The sequence below is a fragment of the Novosphingobium sp. SG707 genome (genome assembly GCF_012275515.1).
Lineage (GTDB): Bacteria > Pseudomonadota > Alphaproteobacteria > Sphingomonadales > Sphingomonadaceae > Novosphingobium.
This window is the reverse complement of record NZ_JAAZQL010000003.1, coordinates 82,394-100,098: the sequence shown is the minus strand read 5'-3', so window position 1 is coordinate 100,098 and position 17,705 is coordinate 82,394. Positions and strand designations below refer to the sequence as shown.

General features: G+C 65.0%; 25 protein-coding genes. 6 read left to right on the top strand and 19 right to left on the bottom strand.

The window, feature by feature from the left end; translation table 11 throughout:
• Positions 1-6: 6 nt before the first annotated feature.
• From FHW92_RS09225 to FHW92_RS09150, 16 genes are all read right to left on the bottom strand, one after another.
• A complete protein-coding gene (locus tag FHW92_RS09225; RefSeq protein WP_210428434.1) occupies positions 7-417 on the bottom strand; it encodes a hypothetical protein in 411 nt (136 codons plus the stop codon).
• Positions 414-1,244 (bottom strand): DUF2163 domain-containing protein, encoded by an 831-nt coding sequence (locus FHW92_RS09220; protein WP_168602989.1) that lies wholly within the window; start codon positions 1,242-1,244, stop codon positions 414-416. The genes FHW92_RS09225 and FHW92_RS09220 overlap by 4 nt, the downstream gene beginning before the upstream one ends.
• Complete coding sequence (locus tag FHW92_RS09215) at positions 1,241-3,595, bottom strand: DUF2460 domain-containing protein (protein ID WP_168602988.1); 2,355 nt, start codon at positions 3,593-3,595, stop codon at positions 1,241-1,243. Before FHW92_RS09215 ends, FHW92_RS09220 begins: the two co-directional genes overlap by 4 nt.
• A 45-nt stretch (positions 3,596-3,640) precedes the next feature.
• Complete coding sequence (locus tag FHW92_RS09210; protein WP_168602987.1) at positions 3,641-4,237, bottom strand: tail tape measure protein; 597 nt, start codon at positions 4,235-4,237, stop codon at positions 3,641-3,643.
• Positions 4,230-4,430, bottom strand: coding sequence for a phage tail assembly chaperone (locus FHW92_RS09205; RefSeq protein WP_168602986.1), 201 nt, complete (start codon positions 4,428-4,430; stop codon positions 4,230-4,232). The genes FHW92_RS09210 and FHW92_RS09205 overlap by 8 nt, the downstream gene beginning before the upstream one ends.
• Positions 4,430-4,741, bottom strand: a complete 312-nt coding sequence (locus FHW92_RS09200; protein WP_168602985.1) for a gene transfer agent family protein — start codon at positions 4,739-4,741, stop codon at positions 4,430-4,432. Before FHW92_RS09200 ends, FHW92_RS09205 begins: the two co-directional genes overlap by 1 nt.
• Positions 4,738-5,145, bottom strand: coding sequence for a phage major tail protein, TP901-1 family (locus FHW92_RS09195; RefSeq protein ID WP_168602984.1), 408 nt, complete (start codon positions 5,143-5,145; stop codon positions 4,738-4,740). Before FHW92_RS09195 ends, FHW92_RS09200 begins: the two co-directional genes overlap by 4 nt.
• 25 nt (positions 5,146-5,170) lie before the next feature.
• Positions 5,171-5,560: a DUF3168 domain-containing protein gene (locus FHW92_RS09190; RefSeq protein WP_168602983.1), complete on the bottom strand. Its 390-nt coding sequence runs from the start codon at positions 5,558-5,560 to the stop codon at positions 5,171-5,173.
• Between the two features lie 5 nt (positions 5,561-5,565).
• Positions 5,566-5,763: a hypothetical protein gene (locus FHW92_RS09185; RefSeq protein ID WP_168602982.1), complete on the bottom strand. Its 198-nt coding sequence runs from the start codon at positions 5,761-5,763 to the stop codon at positions 5,566-5,568.
• Positions 5,739-6,368: a hypothetical protein gene (locus FHW92_RS09180; RefSeq protein WP_168602981.1), complete on the bottom strand. Its 630-nt coding sequence runs from the start codon at positions 6,366-6,368 to the stop codon at positions 5,739-5,741. The genes FHW92_RS09185 and FHW92_RS09180 overlap by 25 nt, the downstream gene beginning before the upstream one ends.
• Positions 6,369-6,454: 86 nt before the next feature.
• Complete coding sequence (locus tag FHW92_RS09175) at positions 6,455-7,579, bottom strand: phage major capsid protein (RefSeq protein ID WP_168602980.1); 1,125 nt, start codon at positions 7,577-7,579, stop codon at positions 6,455-6,457.
• 86 nt (positions 7,580-7,665) lie between these two features.
• Positions 7,666-8,103 (bottom strand): HK97 family phage prohead protease, encoded by a 438-nt coding sequence (locus FHW92_RS09170; RefSeq protein WP_168602979.1) that lies wholly within the window; start codon positions 8,101-8,103, stop codon positions 7,666-7,668.
• A complete protein-coding gene (locus tag FHW92_RS09165; protein WP_168602978.1) occupies positions 8,100-8,408 on the bottom strand; it encodes a DUF6127 family protein in 309 nt (102 codons plus the stop codon). The genes FHW92_RS09170 and FHW92_RS09165 overlap by 4 nt, the downstream gene beginning before the upstream one ends.
• Complete coding sequence (locus tag FHW92_RS09160) at positions 8,405-9,577, bottom strand: phage portal protein (RefSeq protein ID WP_168602977.1); 1,173 nt, start codon at positions 9,575-9,577, stop codon at positions 8,405-8,407. Before FHW92_RS09160 ends, FHW92_RS09165 begins: the two co-directional genes overlap by 4 nt.
• A 37-nt stretch (positions 9,578-9,614) precedes the next feature.
• Positions 9,615-10,940: a terminase family protein gene (locus tag FHW92_RS09155; protein WP_168602976.1), complete on the bottom strand. Its 1,326-nt coding sequence runs from the start codon at positions 10,938-10,940 to the stop codon at positions 9,615-9,617.
• Positions 10,930-11,409, bottom strand: a complete 480-nt coding sequence (locus FHW92_RS09150; RefSeq protein WP_168602975.1) for a hypothetical protein — start codon at positions 11,407-11,409, stop codon at positions 10,930-10,932. The genes FHW92_RS09155 and FHW92_RS09150 overlap by 11 nt, the downstream gene beginning before the upstream one ends.
• 183 nt (positions 11,410-11,592) lie before the next feature.
• Between FHW92_RS09150 and FHW92_RS09145 the strand changes: the two genes are divergently transcribed.
• Positions 11,593-12,243: a VTT domain-containing protein gene (locus tag FHW92_RS09145; RefSeq protein ID WP_168602974.1), complete on the top strand. Its 651-nt coding sequence runs from the start codon at positions 11,593-11,595 to the stop codon at positions 12,241-12,243.
• 230 nt (positions 12,244-12,473) lie between these two features.
• Here the strand turns inward: FHW92_RS09145 and FHW92_RS09140 are convergent, their stop codons facing one another.
• From FHW92_RS09140 to FHW92_RS09130, 3 genes are all read right to left on the bottom strand, one after another.
• The gene (locus tag FHW92_RS09140; protein ID WP_168602973.1) at positions 12,474-13,673 is read right to left on the bottom strand and encodes an aminotransferase class I/II-fold pyridoxal phosphate-dependent enzyme; all 1,200 of its coding nucleotides are present in this window, start codon (positions 13,671-13,673) and stop codon (positions 12,474-12,476) included.
• A 2-nt stretch (positions 13,674-13,675) separates the two neighbouring features.
• The gene (locus FHW92_RS09135; protein ID WP_168602972.1) at positions 13,676-13,915 is read right to left on the bottom strand and encodes an acyl carrier protein; all 240 of its coding nucleotides are present in this window, start codon (positions 13,913-13,915) and stop codon (positions 13,676-13,678) included.
• Between the two features lie 78 nt (positions 13,916-13,993).
• Positions 13,994-14,371 carry a response regulator gene (locus FHW92_RS09130; protein WP_168602971.1) on the bottom strand — a complete coding sequence of 126 codons (378 nt, stop codon included), beginning with the start codon at positions 14,369-14,371 and terminating at the stop codon, positions 13,994-13,996.
• A gap of 72 nt (positions 14,372-14,443) precedes the next feature.
• Here FHW92_RS09130 and FHW92_RS09125 point away from each other — a divergent pair, with 72 nt between their 5' ends.
• Genes FHW92_RS09125 through FHW92_RS09105 form a run of 5 tightly spaced genes read left to right on the top strand, consistent with a single transcriptional unit; the run spans position 14,444 to position 17,705 of the window.
• Positions 14,444-14,734, top strand: a complete 291-nt coding sequence (locus FHW92_RS09125) for a DUF3572 domain-containing protein (RefSeq protein WP_168602970.1) — start codon at positions 14,444-14,446, stop codon at positions 14,732-14,734.
• A complete protein-coding gene (locus FHW92_RS09120; RefSeq protein ID WP_168603540.1) occupies positions 14,734-15,363 on the top strand; it encodes an HAD family hydrolase in 630 nt (209 codons plus the stop codon). The genes FHW92_RS09125 and FHW92_RS09120 overlap by 1 nt, the downstream gene beginning before the upstream one ends.
• The gene (locus FHW92_RS09115; RefSeq protein ID WP_168602969.1) at positions 15,356-15,820 is read left to right on the top strand and encodes a RidA family protein; all 465 of its coding nucleotides are present in this window, start codon (positions 15,356-15,358) and stop codon (positions 15,818-15,820) included. Before FHW92_RS09120 ends, FHW92_RS09115 begins: the two co-directional genes overlap by 8 nt.
• 2 nt (positions 15,821-15,822) lie before the next feature.
• The gene (locus FHW92_RS09110) at positions 15,823-16,569 is read left to right on the top strand and encodes a glycerophosphodiester phosphodiesterase family protein (protein WP_168602968.1); all 747 of its coding nucleotides are present in this window, start codon (positions 15,823-15,825) and stop codon (positions 16,567-16,569) included.
• Complete coding sequence (locus FHW92_RS09105) at positions 16,566-17,705, top strand: GNAT family N-acetyltransferase (RefSeq protein WP_349237661.1); 1,140 nt, start codon at positions 16,566-16,568, stop codon at positions 17,703-17,705. Before FHW92_RS09110 ends, FHW92_RS09105 begins: the two co-directional genes overlap by 4 nt.

Here is a 17,705-nt window from a genome sequence, read left to right as displayed (position 1 = left end):
GCTTCCTTAAAGGTTTGGATCAAGGCGCCAGTGTTCGACCATCACGCCATCGGGCATGGCGGGTGAGCACAGCACCAGACGCTGGCCGGCATGGGCGTGGACAAAGCCGCCGCCCGAAACGGCGATGATGAAATGCAGCGCGGCCGCCCCCATGCGCAGCAGGATCACGTCGCCGGGCAGGATCGCACCATCAACCGCGACAAAACCCCACCGCCCGGCCAGATCCAGCGCGCGCTGCGGATTGGCGTTGCGCCATGCATAATCGGTGGGCAAATCGCCGGGCCGCCCGATCGCCCGTAGCGCCGCCGCCAGCACGCCCAGACAGTCAAGCCCATGTTCGCGATGGCGGCCATGCAGGCGAAAGCGCGTGCCGACCAGATCCTCGGCAGCCCGCGCCAGATCCGGCCCGGAACTCATCCTGCCATCCCATAGCGCACCACCAGATCGTTGCCCGGCAGGAATGGTTCGCCGCGAAAATTGGCGGCATTGCCAAAACGCTCGCCGCATGTGGCCAGCGTGTGATCGCAACCCTCGCGCAGCGCCACCCGCAACCCGCTGGTCAGCGCCAGATCGAGCGGATGGTCCAGCATCAGAAAGCTGCCGGAACGCCCGGTGATCGTCATCGACAGGCCCGCATAAGGCCCGTCGATCCAGCGCAGCGTCCCGCCCAGCAACAGGCCCAAATCGAGCCCAGAACCCGACGAAACGGTCAGATGGATCAGGTTGCTGTCCAGATCATGTGCCAGCAGCGTGGCCTCATGCGTAAATCGCGTCGCCGACAAGGCGCAATCCCGGTCGCAGAATTGGGCGCGGCATGTGGGGCTGGTGCGCGGGATCGGATCGCGGGCCAGCTCGGCCTTGCTCGATTCCAGTTCGGCCACAAAACCCTGCATTTCCTGACTGACCGTGCCGATTGCGCCGCGATAGAGCGGCTGATGCTCCAGTGTTTCCCAATCGACCACCCCGACTACCACGCGCGCGCCCTCGAACCGGCCCGATTGCAGGTCAAAACCGCTGATCGCGTCATGGCTGATCGCGCCGGTGATTTCGGCCGAATCATCGTCCAGCCCCGATGTGCGCCGGATGGCGGCGGGCATCATGCCGGGCGCCGCCATATGGTTGAGCCCATCGAACCACAGATCGCGATCATGCGTGGTAAAGCCCAAAGCCACACCATCGCCGCGCATGATGCGCCAATAGGTGGCCACGGTTTCGAGTTCCTGCGCGAACCATACCCGGCTCATACCGCCTCCCGCACTTCGATCAGGGGAACCGAGGGCGCCTCGCCGGCCAGAAAGGTCAGGCCCGAAATGTCGAGGCGATCCTGTTCAAAACGCACCGGCACATCGAACAGGAAGCCCGCGCGCACGATGGCCCCGGCGGCGGGCGGCGTGGTAAACTGCACGATACCGCCCGCGCCCAGCACCCACCCGCTCGCCTGCGCCATGCCATTGACGCTGACCAGCACCGAGCCGCTGCGTGGGCGGGTAATGCGCCGCAACTGGGCCTCATCATCGCCCAGCGCCCCCACACCATAGCGTTTGACGAGGGGGAAGCTGGCCAGCAAGCCGTCGCCGGTGCCCAATATCTGATCGCCGGCCGAGGGCGTGCCGGTCATGCCGTTCGAACTGAAATCGCTGGGATCGCTCAGGCGGAAGCCGCGCGCCGGGCCGCGCCGCGCGCGGAAGAACCCCAGCAGACAGCCCAGATCCTGTTCCGAGCGAATGCCCGGCCCCACATCAAAGCTCAACCTGGCATCGCTCCACAGGCTGTTGCGGCGCTCAAAGCCGGAGGCCGTGGTGGTCACGCTGGTCGAAAAGGCAGGGCTGATCTTGGTGTCCAGCCCCAGTGGCAGCGGATAGGCCACATCGTCGAAAGCGTTCATATCGTTGCTGTCCTCTGATAGGGGCAGGGCGACAAAGCCGTCACGGCAGACCTGCGGCAGCGCCCAGACGAAAATTTCGTGGGCCGCCCGGTCGCGTGCCTCGCCAATGCCTTGGTAGATCATGCGCCATTGCGCCGATTGGCTGGGCAAAAGGACGAAACCGGCCAGATAATCCTGCTGTTCGGGTGGGTATCCCAGTCGGTCGTTGACGAGTTGATAGGCCGCATACCGCCGCGCATCGGCGCCCGCAGTCAGCCAGTCGTAATCTTCCACCTGTAGCCGGTCGAAAGCGGGGCTGGCCCAGCCGACCGGCATATTGGCCCGCCGCGCCTCTGGGGTTGCGGGATCAAGCACGGTGGGCACGAAAGTCAGCAGCAGCGTCTCGCTGGCCACGCCTGCGGTCTGCGCCACCGCCCGTGCCGCCCCGGCCAAAGCGATGGTCGAGGCTGCCAGCATCGCTCCCGCCTGATCCAGCAGGGCGGTTTGCGCGGATGTCAGGCTGGCGCGCAGGTCGGCGATCTCCACCGGGCTGCCGCCAAAGGCTGCCTTGGCCGCATCGTCATAGATGCAGATCCGGCCATCGCCCATCACCCACCACCACGGCTCGCCCACCTGAAAGCGCACCGCGCAACCGGCATCGACCAGCAGTTGGGCAAAGGCGGCGGCGACCGACTTCTGCCATGTCATCGCCGCCGTATTGGCCGGGGACATCAACGCCGAGGGCGGCGACCAGCCGGTCAGCGCCGGATCGCCATTGGCCGCGCGCTGCTGCCAAGCCGATGGGCAATGCGCGGCCAGAACCTCATAGGACAGCGAGACGATGGGTGAATAGCCCCATGCCTGACATGCGGCGAAGAACTCGCTGTGCCAGGCCCGCGCGGGCAGGCACAAGGGATCGCCCGACAGGCCCACCAGATAGCCGCCGCCCGATGCGGTGAGCTGGAAGAAGTGGCTCATCCCGACATAGTGCAGGATGCTGCCCCGATAACCGAGCTGGCGCACCGAGCGCAGCAGGCGGGCAGGCGTCTGGTTGAAACTGTCATCATAGGCCGTGGCCATCGCCAGCCCATGGGGCGGCACAAAGACATTGCCGATCCGCAGCATCGCCTGGCGGCCCGTGCAGCGGATATTGGTCATTTCCGCCCATGCATCGGCGCTGGCGCTCAAAGGCGTTGCCGATCCGGCGACATAGCCGCTGGGCACCAGCGAGATGAACATGCGGTCGATGTCGGCGGGATAAAGCGGGTCAATTCCGGAATCGCGCGACCATCCGCCGAAAACTTCGGAAAAATTCAGCGTGACCTGCGCGTCCTCGCCCGATCCGCTGGCAAAGTTCCACAGGCGGACAAACCATGTGTGCGCCGCGCCCGCCGCATCGCGCCCCTCGATGGTCAGCGTGGGGCCATTGGCCTGATCCAGCGCGACCAGCCCGTTTGAGCGCCAGTGGAACGAAAGGGTCGTGCCCGTATAATCGCGCCCTGTGGCATAGGACAGCAGCGGATGGTCGAGCGTATCCTCGCTTTCCCAGATCAGCCCGGCCAGATCGCCCTGCGTCAGAAAACAGGCGTCGAGCCGCAACGCGTCGGGCGCGGGCGTGGTGATCGCGGCCATCATCGGGCGCGGAAAGTTCACCGTCCAGAAACGCGGGTCAAAGCGCTGGATCCAGTCGGTTTCCTGCCCCTCGCGGGTGGAGGCAAGCCAGAAGGCCATCGGTGGTTCCTACTCTTTCAGGTTTTCGTGGGCAGGGTTGCGGCATCAGGATTGGGACAGGGCGCGGCGCACGGCGCTGGCCACTTGGCGGCTCGATCGCTGCATGGCGGCGGGGGCATCGCTGCTGCCGCTGTTAAGCTGGATCGACACGTTCACATTGCGTGAGGCGGTGTTGAGCGCGCCATTCGAGGCGACAGAACCGGCCGAGGTCGGCACGAACAGCTCCGGCCCGCGCTCGCCCACCAGATAGGCCTGACCCGGCGAGACGGGCCCGCCGGTCGCCCGTCCGGGCAGGCCGAGGACCGAGCCGATCAGCGAGGAGATGCCCGAGGTGGTGCCCGAGCTGCTCTCCAGCCCCAGCGCGCCGGACAACAGGCTGCTCGACGCGCTGGCGGCAATATCGGCCAGCGCCTTGAGCGCGGTGGTGCGCAAATCGCCAAACCCGCTGCTGCCGCGCTTCAACGCCTGCGTCAGCGCAGTGTCGAGCGCCGAGCCTGCCTGCGTAAATCCGGGCAGCAGTGTGGTATCGAAACCACTGCGCATGGCGGAGATGTCTTGCGCAAAGCCCTGCGTGCTGGCGCGCACGTCGATGAGCAGGCTCTGGACCGTATCCGAGCCGCTGGAACTGGAAGTATTAGCCATGGTCGCGCTCCATCAAGCGGTTCATTTCCTCGCGGGTCAGCGGCGCGGGGCCGGGGGCTGCATCGGGGGCCAGAATGGCGGCCAGTTCGGCAGGGGTCGCGGCCCAGAATTCATGGGGCCGCCATCCCAGCAGCCTTGCCGCCAGCCCGGCCAATCGCCGCGAGCCCTCGCCAAAGCTGGCGCCCTCGGCCATCACCCTTCGCCCTGCAGGATCTGGCCCAACAACCCGCGCAATTGCGGCGAAACGCCTGCCAGACCCTGCGCCACCACCGCCTCGCCCAATTGCTCACGGGTGATGCCATCGCGCCGGGCAAGGCAGTGCCAGAACAGGCCGATCAGCTCGGCCAGGCGCAATTGCCCCGCCGCCGCGCGCTCAACCAGAGCGAACAGCGGCCCCAGCTCCTCCTCGGCGGCCACCAGCGCGGCAAAGCTGGGGCGCAGCACGCACGCCTCGCCCGCCACGATCAGGCTGGATTCGCCGCGCCACGGGTTGGCGGCATTCATACCGGCACCACCGGGCCGGAGCTTTCGAGCTGGATCGTATAGGAACGTTCGCTGTTGTAATCGCCCGAATATTCCAGCTTCTGGACCAGGAACTTGCCCTGCATTTTGCTGCCGTCCTCAAAGCTGAGCTGATAGGTGTCGATCACCCCGCCCAGCGCATTGGTGCGGATGCGGGCCTCGGCGGCCGATCCCATGAACACCCCGGCGGCGCTGACCGAAATGGTGCGCGCGCCCGCGCCCGAGAGCAGATCGCGCCAGCCCGCGCTGTCCTTGGTGGTGATGGTCACGGCCTGTCCGGCAATCGACATCTGGGTGGTGCGCAGGCCCGCCACGGTGTTGAACGTAGGGGTTGCGGCGCCATCGGTGATTTTCAGCAGAAAGGCGGCTCCGGATTGAGCGGTCATGATGTCCTCCTTGAAAGGAAAGGGGTCAGGCAGCGATGGTGCGGAAGCGATATTCCAGCAGCATCGCGCGCGTGTTGTTGGGCCGCGCTTCGGCGCGGCTGCGCAGGAAATTCAGCGTGACGATGCGATAGGGGCCCTGATCGCGCGGCAGGCTGGCGATGCGCGCCTGAACCGCGCTGGTCACGGCTGCGCCATCCTCGGGCCGGTCGCCGCGCAGGTGCAGTTCAAGCGCGATGCGCGTTTCATAGCCCGCCTCGGACTTGGTGCTCCAGTCGACGCTGGCACTTGTGGCGATGGCCAGCCATGGCAGAGCGGTGCGGCTGGGCGCTTCCTCGGTGATGGCGTTGAGCATGGAGCCAAGCGCGGCATCACTGGCCAGCCATTCGATCAGGCTGGCGCGCAGGGGAATTTCCATGGGGCCTATCCTCCCTGATTGGCGGTAAAGGCGGGCCAGAGCAGGCGCGCATCGCGCCAGATGGCGGTGGAATCAACGCCGCTCCGGGCTTGTTGGACGGCTTCCTCGGCGATGGCTTCGGCCTGCCGGGTCAACACATTGGCTAACTGGCCCAAATCGGGCTGAAACGTGGCGGCGATCATGCCATGCGCATCCGGCGCCATGGCCGCCACAGCGCGGTGACCGAGGCGGGCGGCAGGGCGTCGGCCCCGGCGCTTTCGCGCTGGCGATATTGATGCGCGGCAAGGCGCATGATCCCATGGCGCAAGGATTCGGGCAGGCCTGACCATTGATCCGCCAGTCCCGCGGAGAAACGCACCACCGCGCGATCCAGCCCGATGGCGGCGGGAATGCGGATCGCGCATTGCCCGTCGCCGTCGATCCGCACCGCATACTGGGTATCGGACAGGGCGGAGCGCGCGCCCGTGCTGCTCAGGGCTTCGACCGAGATCAGCGCCGAGACAGGGCGCAGGCCCAGCCGGTGCCACCCATCATGGCTCGCACGCCCATGCCAGTCGCCGGGGAAATGGCAGCTTTGCCAATCGGTCGGGCCGGGCATGGCGGAGCGCCCAGTAGGCATGCAAAGCGTCTCTTCATAGGTGGCGGCCAGCGGCACCATCCCGATATAATCGGCGCAAACCTCCAGCGCGGTGCCGAGCAGGCTGGTCAGACCCGCATCGTCCGCCGAAATGGTGATGCCAAGCCAGTCCTTCAGCTCGGCCAGCGCCGCAGGTGCCAGAACCGGTGGCGTGACGATAACCCGCGTCATGGCGGTCTCCCTTATTTGCATGAACGAAAAGGTGCCCCTCGCGCCGAAACGGCGTCGCGGCGCGAGGGGCCAGGCGGGGAGAGCCTTTAGGCGGTGATCTTGAGCAGCTTGATCGCGTCGCTATCGAGCACCTGTCCGCCCACGCGCTTGGTGGCGTAGAAGTTGACATAGGGTTTGTTGCTGTAAGGATCGCGCAGCAGGCGGGTGCCGAAGCGTTCGGTGATCAGATAGCCGTTCTGGAAATTGCCAAACGCAATCGGATAGGCGCCTGCGGCCACATCGGGCATATCGGCCGCCTCGACCACCGGATAGCCCAGCAGGCGGTTGGGCTGGCCATCCATCATCGAGGATTGCCAGATATAGGCGCCGGTCGAATCCTTGACCTTGCGGATCTGGGCGATGGTGGCCGCATTCATCACCCATGCCGCGCCCTGACGATGGCCCGGTTTCAGCGCCATCACCATGTCGATCAGCCGATCATCGGGCGTCGTGCCCAAACCCGCCGCATCGCCCGAGCCCAGATACTGGAGCGTGCCGAAGCTGCGCGTGGTGTCATCGGCGCTGCTGGGCGTGCCGGTCAGGAAGCCCAGCGGCTGGTTGGTGCCATTGCCCGAAACGAAGGCGGCCCCTTCGGCGCGGGCGAATTCATTGGCGATCTGGCCCGCCAGCCAGCCTTCGACATCGAAACCGGCATCATCCAGCATGAATTGCGTGGCCGAGGGATTGGCATAAAGCTCGCCCGAGGGGGGGATGATTTCAGCGAATTTGGGCGAGGTGGTTTCGCCCCGCGCGGCGGTCTGGCTGGCCCAGCCCGACTGGGGAGCGCCGACGGCGATCAGCTTGCGATAGTCCGAGGTGGTGGTCTGGACCACCTGCGCGATCGAGCGGATCGGACTGAGGCGAGCCAGGCGCTCGGCAATCTGCTGGTCCAGCACGGTGGGGACGACAAAGCCGCCATCGCCCATCGCGGCGGTGTTGAGCGACTTCAGCTCGGTATCGCGCCCGGCGCGCAGATAACCATCGACAAAGCCCTTCAGCTCATGATTCCCGCCATCGGCGGCGGCGAGCGGCGGGCGGGCCGAGGGCCGGAAGCGCGACTTTACTTCCTCAATTTCACCGCGCAGCGCGTTCAGCGCGGCATCGGCGGCTTCCTGACGGGCCACGATGTCGAACGAGGCGTCGAGACCATTGCTCAGGTTTTCATGTTCCATGGGGCATTTACCTTTCACACAAGAGGGCCGCCCCCAAAGGCGGCTCGACGAAAAACGGAAAAATGGAAGGAGGATGAGGGCCGCGCTCAGACGGCCGGGCCGGTGACCATATGGACCCGCGCGTCATGCTGCATCGGGTGGGTAACCAGGCTGACTTCGTAGAGGTCGATGTCGCGCAATTCGCGGCCCTGCGCATCGCGGTCAAAGGCGCGGGCGCGATAGCCGAAGCTCAGGCCCGTGACCTTGCCGGTTTTCAGGGCCGCCGCCGCGCCGCCCGCCGGATTGTCGATCCGGGCGATGACGCGCAGGCCCCGCTCATCCTCGGCTGCCTTTTCGATCCAGCCGATCTGCTGGTCCGGATTATGCTGCCAGAACAGGGGCAGGGGGCCCTGACGGCGCGCATCCCGCTCGGCCAGTGTGCGGGCAAAGGCGCCGGGGCGGATCGTGTCGCGCCCGGCATCGCGCTTGTCGAACAGGGCCGCATAGCCGGCAAAGCGCAGGCTATCTTCAGGTTCTGCCGTCATTTCAGCAATTCTCCTGCTCCCGACCGCATGGCAATGCCCACCAGCACCGCGGCCAGCCCGGCGCGCACCGCCCAGTCGATCACCGCCTTCCACATGCTGCGCTTGGCATCGCGCCATGCGCGCAGCAATTCGCGCAGTTCCGACAGGTCATCAGAGGCGCCATCATCATTGAGCCCCATGCGCGCCAGCATCCGCGCCGCGCCCAGTTCGCTGGCCTCCTCGACAATCGCGCGCAGGGTGATCAGATCGCCCCCATCGGCATTTTCCTGCGCCATCAGCCGCGCCAGCATATCTTCGCGTTTCATGGCTGCACCTGGGCGGTTTGCGGCCCAAGGCCAAGCGCGGGAAGCCCCAGCATCTCGCGCTTTTCCGCATCGGTCAGGAAATTGGCGGCGTTGATCTGGCTCCACAGCGCCTGCCGGTCCTCGGCCAGCGCGGGGATGCGATCAAGGTCGATCGCCAGACGCGCATCGGGGAACCATGTCTCCAAACCCTCGGCAATGGCCGAAAGCAGTTTGTCGGCCAGCGGCAGGAGGGTCAGCCGCCAGAGCGCCTTGTTGGCCTCCTTGTAATTGTTATAGGTGCTGTCGCCCGGCAGGCCGAGCAGCATCGGCGGCACGCCAAAGGCCAGCGCAATATCGCGCGCGGCGGCGGATTTGAGCGCAGCAAAATCCATGTCGGCGGGCGACATCGACATCGACTGCCATTTCAGGCCCCCTTCGAGCAGCATCGGCCGCCCGGCATTGGGAGAGCCGGAAAAGACCCGGTTCAATTCCTCGCGCAGCCGGTCGAACTGTTCGCCCGAAAGGCCTGCGCCATTGCCCGCATCATAGACCAGCGCCCCCGAAGGCCGCGCGGCATTTTCCAGCAGGGACCGGTTCCAGCCCGCCGCCGCATTATGCGTGGCCACCGCCTGATCCGCCGCGCCAAGGCAGCCCGCGCCATAATGGTCGTCGCCCGGATGATAGCCCTTGATATGGATGATATTGGGCGAGGCATCGGCATCGCACATGGGGATCGTCATCGAGCGGTCGCCCACGCGATAGGTGATGCCCGTGGGCCAGCCATCATTGCCGAACACCAGCGTCACCCGCTCGGGCCGCAGGGCAAAGAGTTCGACCGGATAGCCCAGCCCATCCTTCAGGATCTGCACATAGGCATTGCCGTGAAGCAGCAACTGGCTGGCCAGCGTTTCGAGCAGCGATTGCCCCGCCGAGGTTTCCAGCACCAGCATGGCCAGCGACGGATCGGTCGGCGCCAGCGGCGCCCCGGCGATGCCGTCGGCCACCAGCCGCACCGCGCGATGCGCCACCGGATTTTCCAGATAGGCGCGGCGCACCGCCTGATGATAATCAAAGGGCTGTCGTCCATTGTGGCTGTCGCCGAAGACCCATGGCGAGACATAGGACTGCGCCAGGGGCACGCGGGCTCCCCTGCCCTTGAAGGCGGAAGCGATGGTTTCAAGGAAGGTCATGGGATCGCCTTTCAAAACAAGTGGTTGGGCGAAGGAATTACAGGTCGAGCACGCGCGGCGGGACGCGGGTGGAAAGCATCAGTTCGGTCAGCGCCCAGACGGCGGCATCGGCGCGGTCGGGCGACCGGCCCGGCCCCTGATAGGCCCCGCCCGCCACAAGACCGCAAAGCTGGTCCTCCAGCGCGGGGAAGGCGCCGACATGGCGCACGCGCCCCGTTTCATAGAGCGCGGCGACCGGCTCGGCCCGCGCCGCCTTGCCCACGCTGGCGTGGACCAGCCGGATGGGCAGGGCGATGCAGGCCGCGCGCAGCACGCTTTCCACCATCGCCCCGCCCTGATTGGCCTCGGCCACAACGCGGTCGGCGCGCCATGTGGCGGCGGCTTCGGCCACGGCTCTGGCCCATTTTTCCGGGCTCGCGCGCTGCACGGTGGCGTCGGCAAGGATCCGCGCCACCCCATCATCGCCCAACTGCGCGACGATGATCCCGCAGGCATCGCCCGCCGCCGAGGCCGGAGGGTCAACCCCGATCACCGTGCGCACCGGCTGCGCCCCGGCGGTGCTCTCGCGGGCGGTTTCGATCATCGCGCGGGTCCAGAGCGCCCCCTCGATGTCGGTCAGCAATTCGCCGTCCAACTCCTGCCGCGCCAGCGCCGAGCGACCAAAACTGCGGCGCATATCCTTGAGGAAACGCGCGGGCAGGTTCGAGAGGTTGTCCTGCGTCCGCCCCCGCGTGATGATCGCATCCTCCTGATCCAGCAATTGCATCAGCAGGGGCACCGCGCGCGGCGTGGTGGTGGCCAGCGCCTGAGGGTTTTCGCCAAGGCGCATGCCCAGCAGGAGGTTATTCCAGCTTTGCTCGGCCCGCTGCGCCGCATTATCCCATTTGGCAATTTCATCGCACCAGGCATGGCTATGCTGCGGCCCGCGCAGGCTTTCGGGTTCGCCCGCCGAGTAAATCGTCGCCTGCGCCCCGTTGGGCCAGACCAACCGCCGCAGCGAGGGTTCAAAGCGCGGGCGGCGGCGGGGAGGAGAGCAGGCCAGAATGCCGCTCTCGCCCTCGACCATCACCGCGCGGGCATCGCCCAGAGACGCACCCACCAAAGCAATCCGCGCATCGGGATGGTCGGCGGCCACGCGGCGGACCCATTCGGCCCCCAGCCGCGTCTTGCCAAACCCGCGCCCGGCCATCACCAGCCAGATCCGCCAGTCGCCGCGCGGGGGCAATTGTTCGGGGCGCGCCCAAAGCTCCCAATGGTGGCGCAATTCGGCGCGCTCGGCCCCGGTCAGCACCGCCAGCGCCGCCAGCCTTTGCGCCGTCGATTGGGCCAGAAGGCATTCCAGCAGCGGCGGCTTATTCCTCATGGGTGGCATCCTTTGCCGCCAGCCAGCGTTCGCGCATCTTTTCCAGCTTCGCATTGATCGAGGCGAGGATCGCATCGGCGTCCTCCTCCTCGCGGATGGCGCGTTCGCGGGCCACCGTTTCGCGGTGGGCGGCCAGCAGGCGCAGCGCGGTGGCATTGTCGAAGCTGCGCGTGGCGCGTTTGGCGCCCGTTGCCGGTTTCAACTCGCCCACCCGCAGGCGGTAAAGCAGCGCCATTTCCAGCGCATCATACCCTTCGCAAAGGGCCGAGCGCCAGGCGCGTGCAAATTCGGCATCGTGGCGGCGCGTGTCATAGACCAGGCGGGTCGAAACCCCCGCCTTGGCCGCCGATGCCGTCACATTCGATGTTGCGGCCAGTTCGGCCAGAAAGATTGCGCTCCATCCGGCATGGGCGCACCGTGGAGGCGCCGTCAGTTCACCCTGACGGCGGGACTTGGGATTGTCCGCCATAGTTTTGATCCATTGCTTGAAGGTTTTCGCGGCCGGGAGCGACTCGGTCTTTCGCGATGTTCCCTATATGTACCTATTGAGCGTGACGATGTCAATGGAAAAGTGCCAAATGGGTTATTGATCCGCGCTTGCCCAGAGGCGCTGTGCTGGTTAAGCATCGCCACGGATAGAAGGGGAATTCAGATGCTTCGCCGCCTGTATAATTGGACGATGGGCAAGGCCGCCGGGCCATTTGCCGAATATTGGCTCGCCCTCTTCGCCTTTGTCGAGGCCAGCTTTTTCCCCATTCCGCCGCATCCGGTGCTGGGGCTGATGTGTCTGGCGCGCCCGGAACGCGCGATTCGCTATGCGATTATAACCACATTGGCTTCCGTGGCGGGCGGTTTACTGGGCTATTCCATCGGTCATTTCGCCTTTGCGATGGTGGGGGAAAAGCTGCTCGATGCGCTGCATCTGACCGCCAGCTTCCCCTATGCCGCTTGCAAATTGCGCGGCGAGGCGGGCTTTATCGCCATTATCGCCAAGGGCGCGACGCCGATCCCCTTCAAGCTCATCACCATCACGGCGGGCTTCATCGGCATGCCCATCGCCAAATTCCTGCTGGCCAGCGTGATCTCGCGCTCGATCAGCTTCATGATCGTGGGCGTGCTGTTCCGCCTGTTCGGCGCGCCGATCAAGGCGTGGATCGACAAGTATCTCGGCATGGCGGTCGCCGGGTTTGTCGTGCTGGTGGTGGCCGGGTTTGTCGCCGCCGCGATGCTGGGCGGGCACAAGGGAGGCGCGGCCGACGAATGCACCGGGGTGACGATGGAGTCGTTGGCTTCGGTGAAGTGAAGGTTTGCCTCCGGCGGGCAAAGGGCGGGGGCCCTTTGCAATCCCGATAATGGGGTGGCGCTTTGATGGCAGCGGGGCGTAATCTAGATAAAATGAAAGCCTGCGGCGCGTTCAAAGGGGCCGCAGGCTTTAAAATTTCAATGCTGCGTCCGATACAAAACGCCGAACCCTATGCGCAACGCAGACAGTAACGGGAGGGCGAGGGTCTAGACCCTCGCACCTTTAACCCCTTAAATAATCCCAACCTTCTTACCGGCCCGTTCAAACATGCCGATAATGGTCTGCACCTGCTCGGCCGAATGCGCGGCGCACAGCGAACAGCGCAGCAAAGTCATACCCGCAGGCGTCGCCGGCGGCCGCGCCAGGTTCACATAGAGCCCTTCGTGCAGCAGCGCTTCCCACATGGCCGCGCCGCGTTCGAGGTCGGGCATGATGACCGAGATGATCGCCGACTGGGGCGTTTCGGTGCCCAGCTTGAACCCGCGTTCGCGCAGGCCGCCATGCAGAACGCGCGAATTTTCCCACAGATGCGCGCGCTTGTCGGCGGCATGCATCAGCTTGCGCACGCTGGTCGCCGCCGTTGCCACCACGCTGGGCGGCAGCGAGGCGGTGAACACATAGGGGCGGCAGACCAGACGCATGATCTCGAACTTGGGATGGTTCGAAACGCAGAAGCCACCGACCGTGCCGACCGATTTGCTGAACGTGCCGATCACGAAATCGACCTGATCCAGCACGCCCTGCTCTTCGGCCACGCCGCGCCCGTTGGGGCCGATAAAGCCCATCGAGTGGGCCTCGTCCACCAGCACCATCGCGCCATATTTCTTGGCGATGGCGATCATTTCCTTGAGCGGCGCAATATCGCCCAGCATCGAATAGACGCCTTCGAGCACGACCAAAATGCCCGCGCCCTCGGGAATGCGCTTGAGGCGCTTTTCCATCGCCTCGATGTCATTGTGCTTGAAAGGCACGACTTCGGCATCGCCCATCTTGCACCCGTCCCAGATGGACGCATGGCTGTCGATGTCGAGGATGATGTAATCACCCTTGCCCGCGATCGTGCTGATGATGCCCAGATTGGCCTGATAGCCGGTCGAGAACACCATGGCATGATCCATGCCGTAGAAGTCGCAAAGCGCCTGTTCGACAGCCTTGTGCCCGGCATAGGTGCCGTTCAGCACGCGGCTGCCCGTGGTGCCGCTGCCGAAATCGTCCAGCGCCTGCTTGCCCGCGGCGATCACGTCCGGGTCGAACGTCATGCCCATATAGTTGTAGGTGCCAAGCAGGATCGTCTCGCGCCCGTTGCACATGGCCACCGTGGGCGAGATCACCTTTTCCATCACCAGGCCGAAAGGATCGGTCACGCCCGTGGACAGCAGATCCGTCCGCATCTGGATCAGGGGGTCGAATTTGGAAAAAAGATCAGTCATCTTCAACCCTTGAGCTTGACCACGGCGTCGACGAGCTGGCCATAGGTTTCGATTTCGGCCTGCTGGTTCATCGAAATGATGATGTCAAACTCGTCCTCGATGGCGGCCACGAAATCCATCACCGTCAGGCTGTCGAATTCCAGATCGCCGGCAAAGCTGGTGGCGTCGGAAATGGCGATGCCCTTCTTGTTGAAAGGCTCGATCAGCGCGGCGATCTTTTCGCTGGTGGCGGCGCGGTCCATGCAAGATTCCTTATGCAAATGCGATGAAGGCCCTCTGGCCGACAATTACGGCGCAAAAGGGGCGGTGGGCGGCAAATGTCAAGCGGGCGCGTTTTCCAGCAGGCGTTTGACCGCCGCCATAAACGGCCCGATCGACACCGGCTTGGCCAGATAGCCGTCGGCGCCCGCCTCGCGGATGCGGTCCTCGTCGCCCTTTCCGGCATAGGCGGTGACGGCCAGCACGGGGATCATGCGCAGCAAGGGATCGGCCTTGGCCCCCTCGATCAGCTCCAGCCCGGAAATATTGGGCAATTGTATGTCCATGATCATCAGATTGGGCACAAAGGCCCGCGCCTTGTCCAGCGCCTCCAGCCCATCGCCCACCGGCTCGACGGTAAAGCCCTGACTCTTCAAAACATCGCAGAACAGCTTGCGATTGAGGTCATTGTCCTCGACAACCATAATTCGCTTTGCCATGCGCCTGCCTGTGATCGTAATGCGTTCGGGCCAAGGCTCTAGGACCTATCAAGGGGGCTGACAATTCTGCGCATGGTAAAAGATGATGGAGAGGCCGAAGGGCTGGCTCTGGCCGCATTCGGCTGGGTCTTGTCCGATGACGATCATGCCGACCGGCTGCTGGCGCTGACCGGCGTCAGCCCGGAGGAATTGCGCGAAAGAATCGGCGAGCGCGTGGTGCTGGCCGCGATACTGGAGTTTGTCTTGAGCCACGAACCTGATCTTCTTGCCTGCGCTGATGCGCTGGGCGTGCCGCCCAAGGCGCTGGAAAAGGCCCATGCCGCACTGGCCGCGCCGATGGATGATGCGGATTGGGGGGCATGATGGGGCGCCCTCTGGTCATTTCCGATTGCGACGAAGTGCTGCTGCACATGATCGCTCCCTTCCGCGACTGGCTGGGCGAGACGCAGGGCGTCACCTTCACCATGAACGGCAATGATTTCTCGCGCTCGATGCATTACGGCGACGGCAGCGCGGTGCCGGGGCCGGAGATGTGGCGCCTGCTGGGCGCATTCTTCGACACCGAAATGCACCGCCAATCGCCCATCGCGGGCGCGATCGAGGGCATGACGCAATTGGCACAGGATGCCGATGTCGTGATCCTGACCAATCTGGAGGATCACCGGCAAGAGGCCCGCACAAGGCAATTGGCCGATCATGGCCTCAACATCCGCGTCTTTACCAACCAAGGCCCCAAAGGCCCCGCGATTCGCGCGATCCTCGACGAATACCGCCCCAGCCGCGCGGTGTTCATCGACGATATCGCCCAGCATCACGGATCGGCATCCGAGATCACGCCCGACATCGCCCGCCTGCATCTTTGCGGCGAGCCTTTGCTGGCCCCACATATCACTTGCGCTTTCACCCAAGGCCATGCTCACGCCCGGATCGACGATTGGGCCAGCGCTTTGCCTTGGCTGACCGCCCGACTGCATGGAGACACCAATGACTGATTCTGTTGAAGCTCGTCTGGCCGAACTGGGCTTTACCCTGCCGGTTGCGGCGGCGCCTGTTGCGGCCTATGTGCCGGTGGTCGAGGCGGGCGGCCTGGCCCATGTTTCGGGGCAATTGCCCTTTATCGACGGCGCTCTGGTCAAGGGCCGCCTTGGCGAAGATGTTTCCACCGAGGAAGGCTATGCCGCCGCGCGCGCCTGCGGTCTGATGATTCTGGCCCAGCTCAAGGCCGCTCTTGGCAGCCTCGACCAGGTTGAGCGCATTGTAAAGCTGGGCGCTTTCATCAATTCGACCGGCGATTACACGGATCAGCCCAAGGTGGCCAATGGCGTCAGCGAACTGATGGTCGCGGTCTTTGGCGATGCCGGCAAACATGCCCGCAGCGCGGTGGGCGTGCCGGTTCTGCCGCTGGGCGCGGCGGTTGAGGTGGACGCTATCGTGGCGATCAAGGCCTGAGGATGACGGAAAGGGCCGATTGGCTGCGCGGGGCGGTGATCGCCCATCGGGGCCTGCATGATATGGCCCGATCCGGCGGACAATGGATTGGCCATTGGGCGGAGAACACCCTCTCCGCCTTCACCTGCGCGATTGCGGCCGGATATGGCATCGAATGCGATGTCCGGCTGGCGGGCGACGGCACGGTGGTGGTGTTTCATGACGCCATGCTGGACCGGCTGACCCATGCGCGGGGGCCGGTGAAGGATCACGGCATGGAGGTGCTCTCGCGCCTGCCGGTGGGGGGCACGCGCGATGTGATCCCTTCGCTGGTCCAGATGCTGGACTTGGTGGGGGGCCGTGTCCCGCTGCTGATCGAGATCAAGGTCGAAAAGCGCGAGGATCCGGCGGCTTTGTGCGAAGGCGTCGCCCGCGCTTTGGCCGATTACGCCGGGCCGGTGGCCATCATGAGTTTTGACCATCGCGCGCCGCGCTGGTTTGCGCAAAACGCGCCCGACGTGGTGCGCGGCATGGTGCTGGAGTCGCGCGACATGTCGGGCTGGCGCGCGAAATGGTTGATGCCGCGCCGGTTTTCTGCCGCAGAAATAGAGTTTCTCGCCGTGGATATTCGCGGTCTGCCCCATGATACAGTTGCGCGTTGGCGCGAAACGTGGCCCATCGCCACATGGACGGTGCGCCGCGCCATCCAGCGCGAGGTGGCGCTGGAACATGCCGACGCGCTGATCGCCGAAGGAGATGGTCTGGCGTGAGCGAAGCCCCCTATACCGCGCATGTGCAGCCCGGCGTGTCCGGCCTATCGGCGCGGGAATGGGACGCGCTGACCGATGGGGGCAATCCCTTTGTCTCCCACGCTTTCCTTTCCGCGCTGGAGGATTCGCAAAGCGTGGGCGAGGGGACGGGATGGACACCGGCGCCCATTACGATCCATGACGGGGCGGGCCATCTGGCCGCCGCTCTGCCCGCCTATGTCAAAACGCATAGCCAGGGCGAATATGTCTTCGACCATAGCTGGGCCGATGCGTGGGAGCGGGCAGGGGGCGATTATTACCCCAAATTGCAGATTGCGGTGCCTTTCACCCCCGCCACCGGCCCGCGATTGCTGACGCAGCATCCTGAATTGATGACCGCCTTGATTCGCACCGCCGAGCAGATGTGTCGCGATGCGGGGCTCTCGAGCGCCCATGCCACCTTTATCGAACCGGATCAGGTGGCGGCGTTTGAGAACGCGGGCTGGTTGATTCGCCACGACATCCAATTTCACTGGGCCAATGCCGGTTATGCCGGATTTGACGATTTTCTTGGCGCGCTATCGTCCGACAAGCGCAAGAATCTGCGCAAGGAGCGGCGTGCGGCGCAGGATGGCGTGACGATTCGCGCGCTGACGGGCGATGCGATTCGCCCCGAACATTGGGACGCCTTCTGGCGATTCTATCAGGACACCGGCAGCCGCAAATGGGGCCATCCCTATCTGACCCGCGCGGCGTTTGACCTGCTGGGCGAGAGGATGGCCGACAAAATCCTGCTGGTGATGGCCTTTGCGGAGGATCATCCGGTGGCGGGCGCGCTTAATTTCATCGGACGCGATTGCCTCTATGGCCGCTATTGGGGGGCGATTGTCGACAAGCCCTTCCTGCATTTTGAACTGTGTTATTATCAGGCGATCGATGCGGCCATCGCGCTGGGCCTGCGCCGGGTCGAGGCCGGGGCGCAGGGCGGGCACAAACTGGCGCGCGGCTATGCGCCGGTGCGCACGACATCGGCGCATTTCATCGCCCATGCCGGTTTTCGCCGCGCGGTCGAGGATTTCCTGCGGCGCGAGCGCGAAGGCATTGCCGCAGATCAGAATTTTCTGGAAGCCAGAACGCCTTTCCGGCGCGGCGGATAA